The sequence below is a fragment of the Nostoc sp. 106C genome (genome assembly GCF_002154725.1).
Classification (GTDB): domain Bacteria; phylum Cyanobacteriota; class Cyanobacteriia; order Cyanobacteriales; family Nostocaceae; genus Aulosira.
In genome coordinates this window covers 16,129-27,991 of the sequence record NZ_MTAW01000060.1, presented here as the reverse complement: position 1 = coordinate 27,991, position 11,863 = coordinate 16,129, and the positions used below count along the sequence as shown (strand labels likewise).

Annotated in this window: 5 protein-coding genes; 2 read left to right on the top strand and 3 right to left on the bottom strand. The window is 42.0% G+C overall.

The genetic code is table 11. From position 1 onward, the window contains the following. Positions 1–131 precede the first annotated feature (131 nt). A complete protein-coding gene (locus BV375_RS05375; RefSeq protein ID WP_086758072.1) occupies positions 132–2,774 on the top strand; it encodes a CHAT domain-containing protein in 2,643 nt (880 codons plus the stop codon). Between the two features lie 118 nt (positions 2,775–2,892). On the opposite strand, the gene BV375_RS05370 is transcribed toward BV375_RS05375, so the two are convergent. Both BV375_RS05370 and BV375_RS05365 read right to left on the bottom strand, forming a co-directional pair. Beyond that, positions 2,893–3,750, bottom strand: coding sequence for a DUF928 domain-containing protein (locus tag BV375_RS05370; protein WP_243713851.1), 858 nt, complete (start codon positions 3,748–3,750; stop codon positions 2,893–2,895). A gap of 318 nt (positions 3,751–4,068) precedes the next feature. Then, a complete protein-coding gene (locus BV375_RS05365; RefSeq protein WP_086758070.1) occupies positions 4,069–7,515 on the bottom strand; it encodes a filamentous hemagglutinin N-terminal domain-containing protein in 3,447 nt (1,148 codons plus the stop codon). Positions 7,516–7,953: 438 nt separating this feature from the next. Here BV375_RS05365 and BV375_RS38630 point away from each other — a divergent pair, with 438 nt between their 5' ends. Continuing rightward, positions 7,954–8,574, top strand: a complete 621-nt coding sequence (locus BV375_RS38630) for a calcium-binding protein (protein ID WP_086758068.1) — start codon at positions 7,954–7,956, stop codon at positions 8,572–8,574. Between the two features lie 211 nt (positions 8,575–8,785). Here BV375_RS38630 and BV375_RS05355 read toward each other — a convergent pair whose 3' ends face one another. Then, positions 8,786–11,515, bottom strand: a complete 2,730-nt coding sequence (locus BV375_RS05355; protein ID WP_086758066.1) for an S-layer family protein — start codon at positions 11,513–11,515, stop codon at positions 8,786–8,788. Positions 11,516–11,863 lie beyond the last annotated feature (348 nt).

Sequence of the window (11,863 nt, the reverse complement as noted above, 5' to 3'; positions counted from 1 at the left end):
AATCTAAACCAATCAGAATAAGCCTGAAAGAGTTTCGTTATGGAAACGCAAAAATCAGTAGTTAATGCCAAATAGAAGTTCCTTTCGTTACTCAAATAACCGTAAAAAAATCAATCTACTTCTTAAGACAGATGGCAAGAATATTTTTTATTAAATTAGATAAGCTTTACTTTCAGTTACAAAAATTCCCAAGGCGAAGACAGGTTGTAGTAAATTCCATATTTCTATTTACTTTGGCTTTTTACTTGAGTTTTCTCCCAATTACTTTTGCCAATCAACCTGCAATTAACGTCCTCACAGTTCAATTGGCTACAAATGCAGAAAAGTTGATTCAACAAAGCGAACAGCTGTATAAATCAGGAAACTTTTCTGAGGCGGTGAGAGTCCTGCAAGAAGCTGTCCGCAGCTATGAATTGCAAAAGGATAATATTCACCAAGCCGCAGCTTTAAGCAATCTGGCTTTGGTATATCAGCAATTAGGCTTGTTGCAGGAAGCTGAAAATGCTATTGCTACCAGCTTAAACTTACTTGGCTGGGATGCAAAAGGGCAAAAGTTAATAGTTAATCAGCAAAACTCACAACTTTTGGAAGTTCTGGCGCAAACTTTTGAGATTCAGGTGGGACTGCAACTATCCGTGGGACAGCCAGAAGTATCTTTAATTACTTCCCAACGAGCAGAGAAATTTTGGCAGCAACTAGGAAATGGTGATGGAGTCACACGCAGTCGGATTAATCAAGCTCAAGCTTTGAGGGTTTCTGGCTTCTACCGTCGTGCATTGGATATACTACAAGCAGTTAACAAACAGTTGCAAACTCAACCCGACTCACCAATGAAAGTTGCAGCTTTACGATCGCTTGGGAATGCACTACAACTAGCAGGTGATTTTGAGCGATCGCAACAAGTTCTCCAACAAAGTATAAATATTGCCCAAAACCTCAAATTACCTCAGGATGTGAGTATTGGAGAATTTAGCTTGGGTAACACCAAAAGAGCACAAGGTGACTTTGCAAGTGCGATCGCTCATTACCAAAAAGCTGCTGAAGTTGCACCTAACACCTTTAGCAAAATCCAAGCACAGATCAATCAACTTAGCCTGCTGGTGGAAACAGAAAAAACCACAGATGCTAAAGCGCTTGCTCCTATTATCCAATCACAACTAGTTAATTTACCCCTCAACCATGCAAGTCTATATGCAAGTATAAATTTTGCTCGTACTATTCAAAATATTAATGACAATAAAAATATTGCTCAGATACTTGTAAAAACCGTGCAGCAAGCGCAAAATCTTGGAGATAGGCAGGTAGAATCCTATGCGCTGGGCAGCTTAGGGGAAGTATACGAAAAAACTCAGCAGTGGGATGAAGCCAAAAAATTGACAGAGAAAGCCTTATTGATTGCTCAAGAAATAGATGCCTCAGATATAGCTTATCTTTGGCAATGGCAATTGGGAAGGTTATTGAAGGCAAAGGGGAATATAAAAAATGCGATCGCATCCTACGACGCAGCAGTTTCCACTCTGCAATCTCTCCGCAGCGACTTAGTTGCAGTTAACCGCGACGTCCAATTTAATTTTCGCGATCGTGTTGAACCCATTTACCGTCAGTCAGTAGAATTGCTTTTACAAGAAAAGGGACAAGGTAAACCAGACTTAGATAAAGTTCGCAAGCGCATTGAAGCCCTACAAATAGCTGAGTTAGATAACTTCTTTCGCGAAGCTTGCTTAAATAACCAATTTGTCGTGCTTGACAAAGTAGTAGACAAAGATAATCCTAACACTGCTATCTTTTATCCCATTATTCTCGAAAATGAATTAGCAGTTATCCTCAAACTTCCTAACAGACCTCTGATATATAAAAATAATGCAGTGAGTCGCAAGCAAGTTGAGCAAGTTGTCATACAATTGCGAAAGGATATTGTTCAACCTGAAAAAACAAAGAAAGTTAAGGAACTCTCAGAGCAGCTTTATAACTGGCTAATTCAACCAGTAGCAGATGACTTAAAAGCTAGTAGCGTGAATACACTAGTTTTTATTCCTGATGGACTTTTGCGGAATATTCCAATGGGCATATTATATGACGGCAAAGAATATTTAATCGAAAAATATGCCATAGCTCTTAGTCCCGGATTGCAATTATTTACACCTCAAGCGTTAACAAAAGCTAATTTCAATGCTCTAACAGGAGGACTTTCACAAATACCTAAAAATGAGAATTTTGCACCACTTCCTTACGTTAAAAATGAACTAAATGAAATTCAGGAATTGGGCGTTAAGACAACCACACTACTAGACGATAAATTTAGGAGCACAATATTAGAAAAAACAATTAATCAACAACCTTACAGAATCGTTCATTTAGCAACGCATGGCAAATTTAGTTCAAAAGCCACAGATACTTTTATTTTGGCTTACGACAAACGCATCTATGTTGGCGAACTGGATACATTACTCAAAAGTCGCGGTGAAAAACGTAGCGAACCTGTGGAATTGCTAGTTTTGAGTGCGTGTGAAACCGCAGCTGGAGATAACCGCGCTACATTGGGTTTAGCCGGAGTTGCCATTAAAGCTGGTGCGCGAAGTACATTAGCTTCTTTGTGGAATATTAATGATGATTCTACAGCTTTCTTTATCAACGAATTTTACAGGCAATTAACTAGTGGTAAAACGACAAAATCAGAAGCACTACGTCAGGCTCAGATTAAAATGTTAAAGAGCGATAATTACAGTCGTTCTGCCCAATGGGCACCTTATGTACTTGTAGGTAATTGGTTATAATATCCAGTCTGCATAATCACTTTTAAACAAGGTTTAGGATTAAATATAGCAATCAAATTAGATTTAGATACCCGACTTCTTTAAGAAGTCGGGTATCTATGAGCCATTTTTGCTTTATCTATTCTACTAATGGAGCGTTGGCAAGGTTTCCCAATCTGATTGACTCTAACAAACTTTGCCAATCACTTACTAAAGATGGATTATTAGGATTAGCTTTACGAAGTTGTGCTAATAAATTTAATGCGTCAAACCAAATGCCATTTTCAGCATAAATGGCAATCTTATCCTTTGGTTGTGCTGCTGTTATTTGGTTTGACAGACTAGCGGGCAAATTGATTCGCTGCACATCACCTTCAACATAAATTGGAATACTAGCACTTTCTTGTCCGCTACAGTTGACTTTGAAAAACCAACGATAGGTTTTACCCACTTCTAGAGGTGTAGCTGTTGATGGTAGGTTAACACCAATCACTCCTGGTTTTACAGGTAGAGATACAGCATTTCTATAAACTTCATTTTCTTGACTATCCTGCAATACAAATTCTGCACTTGCATTAGCAATATCTTTTGTATAAGGAACGTAAAACCAAAAACTCGGACGTTCATTTGTTGTTAATCCCCACACATCCATTGAGGTTGCTGAGACTGATTTATTGTCAGAGTTTGTAGCTGATTTACGTTCTTTAAATGGTACTATAGCTATTAAAGGTGTCTGAACATCGGAACACAAATTCCGGCTTCCCATCCCGATACTACGCCCAGATATAGTGCTGAGTCCGGCTGGGGGTTTTGTCCAACGAAAAATAGGTCGAGATTGATTTCTGGGGGAAGAACCTGGTTTGCTAGATGATGCTGATTGTTGAGAAGATTTTGGTACTGAAGTTTGAGCTTTAACCAATACCGAATATTGAATTAGACCACCCAATATCAGAACAGCTGGCAATGTAGCTTTCATTAATTGAAACAATGATTTCATGGCTCTAACTAGCAGAATAAAAATGGTTTCTGAATTTATCTAATCTAATTTTTTGTAGCCAGACTCTTAGTTTAATCGCGCTGGTATCTCATCTTTACGGAAGCTCTATACAAAAAGCTACAATTAGATATCTCGAAAAAATGTAGGTTTTTATTATATTTAATAATACACTTTTCTCGGTTTGTGATTTTGGCTGATGCGTAAGAATGCTTAAATTTTTGATAGTGCCTATATTTGGTAATTAAGCCGAGATACCTATTTATTAGTTGGCTTTTCTCGGTTTATTCTCCAAATTCAAAGGCTCTTTGCAGCTATTTTCTAAAATGCTGGACAGAATACAGATGCTTGCCAAGAACTGCGCGGATTTGCCTGCGGTGCTTGCGCTACCAGCACAACATCACCATGACCATCAACCACCCAATTTTGAGCTTCAACTATTTGCCTAGCAGACTTGGCTAATAATGGCGTGACTTGCACTTGGTTAGAACTAGTAACAGGCTTTTGTGCCACTCTCACCCAGTTGGACAACACACTGGTATCTTGTAATGGTTGATTGGGACTGATTGGCAAACCTCCCCTTCCCGTAGCGATAAACGAACTCTGGCTTTGACGACTACCTGGAGTGCAACCATTAGCAATTTGCTCAGAAACATCGACTACATTAGTGGGCAGTTGAACTAAACCGCGACTGGGATCAAGATCGGGGGTGTTGATAGTTACCGTACCTGGTTGATTAAATTGAGAGCTAGCATCAATATCATTAGTTTTGTTACCAGGAATTGCTTGACCTTGAGTTAATCCAAAGACTTGTCGGGCATTAATTGTAATGTTACCTCCGTTACCAAAAGTGGCGTTGGCAATAATATCACTATTTTGTAATGGTGGCGCAACTACAAAACCTCTATTAATATCAGCATCAATGGTAATGTTGCCACCTCTAGCGTTGTTGCTAGCTTGAGCAGAGATTAAGCTATTATTTCGCAATAACAAAAAATTTAAGCCTTGTAGCTTAATGTTTGCACCTTCTTCACCGTGAGTTATGGCGGTTTGGGCAGTCAAGCGACCTCGGTTAAGACGAATGTCCTTAGCGGTAACAGTTAAATTACCTGCCTGTCCTTGAGAACTACTCACTGTGACTCCTGCGCCATTCTCAACATTCAATTGTCCAGTTTCAATACTTAAATCTCCGGCGTTGCCAGTACTTGTAGCTTGAGCAGTCAAAAGGCTGGGACGCTTACCATCGGCTGAAGTACCACTTAGTTGGACTGAAGAGGCTTTGACTACTAAAGTACCAGCTGACCCTGCACCAGATGTAGAAGCCACTACCTGTGCTCCATCCTGAATGGTTAACTTTCCTGTTTTTAGTGTTAAATTACCTCCTGCGCCCGTTGCTTCAGGCTGAACATCAGTAAATAAGCCGCTGGAATGCTGATTATCGGGTGTAGTACCAATCAGTTCTACTGAATCGGAAGCGTTCACTGCCAAGTTACCTGATGATCCTGCACCAAATGTGCCAGCAGCTATTTGCGCCCCATTCTGAACGGTTAACTTTCCTGTTTCCAGGGTTAAATTACCCCCTGCGCCTGTTGCTCCAGAGTTAACACTAGTACTTAAGATACTGCCAACTTGACCGTCAGGTGTTGTGCCAATCACTGCTACCGAATCGGCAGCCTTCACTGTCAAGCTACCTGCTGACCCTGTACCAAATGTAGAAGCAGTTATTTGCGCCCCATTCCGAACAATTAACTTGCTTGTTTCCAAGCTTAAATTACCTCCTGCACCTGTCGCTCTAGGCTCAACAGAAGTTAATAAGGCACTTGGAATACCATCAGCTGTGGCACCAATCAGTTCTACTAAATCGGAAGCCTTCAGTGTCAAGTTACCTGCTGACCCTGCACCATAAGTAGAAGCATCTATTGCCGCCCCATCCCGAACAACTAACTGCTTTGTTTCTAGGCTGAAATTACCTCCTGCGCCTGTTGCTCCAAGGTCAACAGCATTATATATTCCGCTGAGAATTTGACCATCAGGTGTACCGCCAATTAGTTCTACTAAATTAGAAGCTTTTACTGATAAGTTACCACCTGCCCCAGCACCGAATGTAGAAGCATCTATTGCCGCCCCATCCCGAACAATTAACTTCCCTGTTTCCAGGGTTAAATTACCTCCTGCGCCCGTTGCTCCACGCTGAACATTAGTCAATAAGGCACTGGGATGCTGATGATCGGGTGTGCTACCAATCAGTTCTACTGAGTCGGAAGCCTTCACTGTCAAGTTACCACCTAACCCAGCACCAGATGTAAAAGTTTGTATTTGCGCTCCATCCCGAACAATTAACTTCCCTGTTTCTAGGGTTAAATTACCTGCTGTGCCCGTTGCTCCACGTTGAACGCTAGTCGCTAAGGTGCTGGGGTCGTTAGGTCTGCCACCAATCAGTTCTATTGAATCAGAAGCCTTTACTGTCAAGTTACCTGCTGACCCTGCTCCAAATGTAGCAGCACCTATTTGCGCCCCATCCCGAACAATTAACTTCCCTGTTTCCAAGGTTAAATTACCTCCTGCGCCCGTTGCTCCACGGTTAACATTAGTACTTAAGATGGTGGTATTAGATATGCCACCAATCAGTTCTACTGAATTAGAAGCCTTTACTGTCAAGTTACCTGCTGACCCTGCACCAGATGTAGAAGCAATTATTTGCGCCCCATCTCCAGCTATCAACTTGCCTGTACTAATCATCATATTTCCTGCTCTGCCGGAGCCAAAGGTCTTGGTAATTAAGCCACTAAAAGTTCGACGATTTGGATCGGTTCCTGTTAATTCCACAGCATCGTCAGCAACCACTGTTAAAGTCCCTCCCGGTTTTGCTTCTAAGGTAGAACTCACAATCGCCGAACCATCAGTTAGTGCTACACGCTTACCCCGGACTTGAATATCACCGCCACCAGCGCCACTAGTATCTACCGAAGCCCCTAGGGATAGTTCGATGTTTCCAAAGTTGGGTACCCCAATGTATCCCAAAGACCAGCCTTTATCTATTGGATTTAAACTGACAAAACCATCGCCAGCGATACTTCCTAACTCAATCCGTCCCTCTGGTGCAGTAAGATTACCTCCTTTTATTGCTATGTCACCACCTATAAGCGCTAAGGTTTTATCCGGCTGCACTTGCAAACCAACAAATTTTTTACTTGTATTGGTAGTGATTGAGCGATCAACAATAGGTTCTGGTGTAGCCCCAAATTGCAAGCCAATGGGGACACTGATAGTCAGTAACGAGGTGGTTTGGGGATTAGTGGCACTAAACTCAAAGCCATCAGCAAATTTTAGGCTGCTGGCCGTACTAGCCACGAAGGAACCGCCAATATTCAAGCTGGCATTTTCGCCAAAAATAATTCCACTAGGGTTAATCAAAAACAGATTAGCTGCACCATTAGCACGAATTAAACCATCAATGTTCGATACTGACCTACCAGTTACTCGGCTAATAATGTTTTGAATATCTGGAGCATTATTAAAGAAAGCAGTAGCGCCAGTGGGAACTGAAAACTCACTAAAGCTGTGGAAGAGATTGCCACGCGCACTAGTTCCGCCTTCAATAACGCGAGTGTTTCCTTGAAGTGTGACGGTGGAATTATTCGGGAGAGTTGTATCGGGGGTGATTTGGGCTTGAGCGCAGTTTACAGAAAAAGCGATCGCACACAGGGTAGTAAAGCCAATCGCACTTGCCACTGTTGCTTTAATGCGTCTACCATTATGCCACATCATTCTGATACCTCTAAATCAACTTATTGCTGCGATCGCTGATGAAATATTAAATATCTGCAAAAACTATCAAAGCTGCTTTGTAACTAACTTCTAAGCTGATAAATTTTGTAGTTTGTATGCGCGACAAGCGATCGCTCATCCATAAATCAAAATCATCTACTAACTTTTAACCGTCTGAGTATTTGGGTCTATTACACCGTAACCGTGAATAAAAAAAATTAAGTACTACCAATAATTTGTTAGGGGAAAGCTGAATGTAACTGGCTTTTCTCTAATCGGCAATTAAATTGATTGAGCCAAAGAAGTGATGTTTAGTAACACTCACTTATTTTTCAATGCAAAACTCTACACCTGTGTTTTTTGGTTATGCGACTAAAAAACACTTAGTTAATAATTTTCATATCCAAACATTATCACATTGTTTTTGGAGAAATTAACATGGCTTTGAATCCCAATCAGAAGTTTGTACCCGTAGCAACAACAATTTACGGTACGAATGCTAATGACACTCTATATGGAACCTCTTCCTCTTACGGAGATAATATTTTCGCTTTGGATGGGAACGATTTTGTTTATGGTGCTGCTGGTAATGATTACGTTGAGGGTGGGATAGGTAATGACGTCCTATATGGTGAAGATGGTGACGATAATTTACTAGGTGGTGATGGCAACGATTATCTATCAGGTGGCAAAGGAAATGATGTCCTGACTGGTGGTGCTGGCAATGATATTTTGACGGGTAATTGGGGATATGACACTCTAACTGGCGGTAATGGCGCTGATACTTTCATTATCCACCAAGCGGGTTGGAGCGGTAGTACATCTTACTTAGGAGATGGATATGCTGTCATCACTGATTTTCAGTGGTGGGAAGGTGACAAGATTCAGGTGTCCTCTGATATCAGCAACTACTCGATCAATCAAAATGTTAACTATATAGGTACTTCTGCGGCAGATACCGCTATTTATCAGGGTAATGATTTGATTGCCATTTTGCAGGATACAACTAATTTTATTCCTTCCTTGGATTTCACGGTAGTTGCTCCTGATATCCATTAGAGTGTTCCAAACAATAAATGATCCAAAACCTGTCATTGCGAATGAAGCAAAGCGGAATGTAGCAATCGCAGAGTTTGAGATTGCTTCGCTACACTCCGTTTCGCTCGCAATGACAATTGGGCATTTTTTTACTTGGAGTACTCTTAATGAAGAAGGAACAACTATTAGGGTGTATCAACGAAGTAAAGAAGCATCCTACTATAACTATAAATCACAATGCTGGACAGGACATAGGTGCTTGCCAAGAACTGCGCGGATTTGTCTGTGGTGTTTGGCCAACTAGTACAAGATTGCCATTTCCATCAACTACCCAACCTTGGGCTTCGACAATTTGCGTAGCAGACTTGGCTAATACTGGCGTGACTTCTACTTGGTGAGAAGTTGCAGGCTTGTCTCCCACTCTCACCCAGTCTGACAACATAGTAGTATCTTGTAATGGTTGATTGGGACTTAGTGGTAATCCTCCCCTTCCGGTAGCAATAAAGGAACTCTGGCTTTGCCTGCTACCAGGGATGCAACCGTTGGCAATTTGCCCAGAAACATCGACTAAGTTAGAGGGTAGTTCTGCTAAACCGCGACTGGGGTCAGCATCTGGGGTGGTGATTTGTACAGTACCACTCAAAGAAGGGTTTTGCTGAGAAAGGGCGGTGATATCATTGGTTAACAATTGACGCGGGTCTAAATCACCAGGGCGCAATCTTTCTAGCGCTTGCCGACTAAGTGGGGAGATGCCAAAAATCCCCGTAGCGTTGATTTGAATCTTACCGCCAGCACCTTTGAATGCGTTGGCAGTGATGTCATTATTTTCATTGGGGACGGCGACAATAAATGGACTATTGATGGTGATGTTACCGCCGTCACCGCCAAATTGGCTATTACCAGCATTGGTGGAGATTTGACTGCCACGACGTAATAATAGTAACCCTTGCAAATTCAAGGTTATATTGCCACCATTTCCTGACTTGGTTATGGCACTAATAGAACCTTGTTTGTCTAGACTCAGAGAACGAGCTTGGATATCAAGATTACCTGCAACCCCCTTACCGAAACTACTTACAGTTACTTCAGCCCCATCTCGGACAATCATCTTTCCAGTGTCGATCTGCAAACTCCCCCCACTACCCGTACCATCCGAAGTCACCGCAGCGGTAATTTGGCTCTTAGCATTTAGTAATGTCCCAACAACGTCTACAGACTTCGATGCCCGAATTCGCAATTGGCCTGCATTGCCATGTCCAGAGGTAGCAACTGAGACTGTTGCACCATTGGTTACAGTAAGAGAATCTGTAGTGATGTCAATATTTCCACTGTTGCCTGTTCCATTACTGACAACGCTGGTAAAAACTAGACTTGGGCCATCAATCCAGACAGTATCTTTAGCGTTAATAATTATACTACCGCCATCCCCTCTGCCAATGGTGCCTGCTCCCAGTTGGGCACCTTTGCTAATTTCTAAGGTTTTGGTCGAGATTTGCACGTTGCCCCCTTTACCCTGAGCATTTATGAGCACATTACTCAAGGCACCACTGGCAATTCTTCTATTGGGGCTAATGCCCTTGAAGGAAACGCGATCGCTCGCTTGAATTATGACATTTCCTGCATTTCCAATATCATTAGTATCGCTAGACAGTTGTGCTCCATTGCTAACTTCCAGATCTTTGGTAAAAATCTGCACGGAGCCACCATTGCCTTTAGCACCTTCCTCTACACGGCTATAAGCAGCACTTACACCTCGTTCATCCGCACGTACACCACTGAATAAAACACGGTCTGCCACAATCTCAACATTACCCCCATCTCCAATACCAAAGGTACTGGAACTTAATTGTGCGCCATCTGTGACTGCTAAGGAATTGCTTGTGACTTTAATATTGCCTGCCTTACCGATGGCATCTGGTCTGACATCATTGGCCATTCGGGTGTCCTCTCCTGTCATGCGAACTTCCCCGGTTGCATTGATAATCAAGTCGCCTCCTTGACTTCCTAAACTACCCAAGCCAGAAGCAATACCTGCTCTCAGTTGACTACCACTATAAAGATTGATGCTGCCAGCAGTAATGCCAATATCCCCAGCATTTGCGAACCTAACATCTATACCTGAGCGATTGGCGGATGCTTGATTGGTGAATACTACATCTGCTCGTTGAATCGTGTCTGGAAAGCTCAAACTATCATTGGCATTCAACCCTACGCTCCCTGTTCCTGCGACTGCACCAATTTCTACCCGTCCTCCGCGAGCAATCAACCGTCCATCATTAACGGTGACATTTCCCCCCAAAAGCAAAAGCGTCTTGCCGTTCGGCACTTGTAGTCCATCAGTTAAAGTTCCGTCAAGGGTTTGGGTTGCTCTCGATTGGTTAACAATACTTCCCGGATTGGCTGTCTGGTTGAAAAAAAATGCTGAGGGATTAATTGTTAATAAGGAAGATGGCGATCGCGGATTTATCGCACTAAAATCACCTCTATTGCCAAATTGAATGCTACTTGCTGTTGTGACATAAAATGAATTCCGCACATCCAAGCTGGCATTTTTGCCAAATATAATTCCATTGGGATTGAGTAAAAATAAATTTGCTGTACCATCTACCCCCAAAGTACCAAGAATATTAGAGATATTACTTCCTGTAACTCTGGTGAGAATGTTGTTAATTCCTGGGGGGTTAACAAAATAAACTCGTTGAGATTCGCCAACATTGAATTCTCGGAAACTATGGAACAGATTCGCACCGCGAATTACTCCGCCATCAATGCGGTCTGCGGTCAGTCCTTTAATATCGACATTGGGGGTAATAGTTGAAGGGTTATTGCCTAGTGTCTCATCGGGGATAATTTGAGCAGAGGCATAGTTTCCACTACAAAATATCGTTGGGGCAAACACTACTGCAAGTTGGAAACAGCCGATTAACCATGACAAACTAATCCCATCTTTCCTATTTGTCATATTCAAGCTAGCCTCACCAGTTTATTTCTTACCAGCCTCGTAAGTTTGCGCCGACTGATGTACTGCGTTTATTGATAAACTTCTTGCTGGCTAATAGAATTTCCTTAGAGATAGCAGCTAAATTTGAGTTAAGTTTTTTGAATTTTATGTAATACTAATTCGCCAAAAGAGGGCAACAGATGATGACACGGGGACGCAGGGACACTCAGACGCGGAGATTTATCTGTTGCGAGATTATAGAGAATTGGTATAACACTCTGACGAGGGGGAGAGTAGGCGATCGCAAACCAAACAGATACAAAATAGATTCTCAAAAGGATCTCTCTACAGATAGATATTTTTCACGAG

What these genes read in the sequence shown, in the direction of transcription:
- BV375_RS05365 (WP_086758070.1), bottom strand. Translation starts at nt 7,515, where the DNA reads ATGATGTGGCATAATGGTAGACGCATTAAAGCAACAGTGGCAAGTGCG.
- BV375_RS05370 (WP_243713851.1), bottom strand. Translation starts at nt 3,750, where the DNA reads ATGAAATCATTGTTTCAATTAATGAAAGCTACATTGCCAGCTGTTCTG.
- BV375_RS38630 (WP_086758068.1), top strand. Translation starts at nt 7,954, where the DNA reads ATGGCTTTGAATCCCAATCAGAAGTTTGTACCCGTAGCAACAACAATT.
- BV375_RS05375 (WP_086758072.1), top strand. Translation starts at nt 132, where the DNA reads ATGGCAAGAATATTTTTTATTAAATTAGATAAGCTTTACTTTCAGTTA.
- BV375_RS05355 (WP_086758066.1), bottom strand. Translation starts at nt 11,515, where the DNA reads ATGACAAATAGGAAAGATGGGATTAGTTTGTCATGGTTAATCGGCTGT.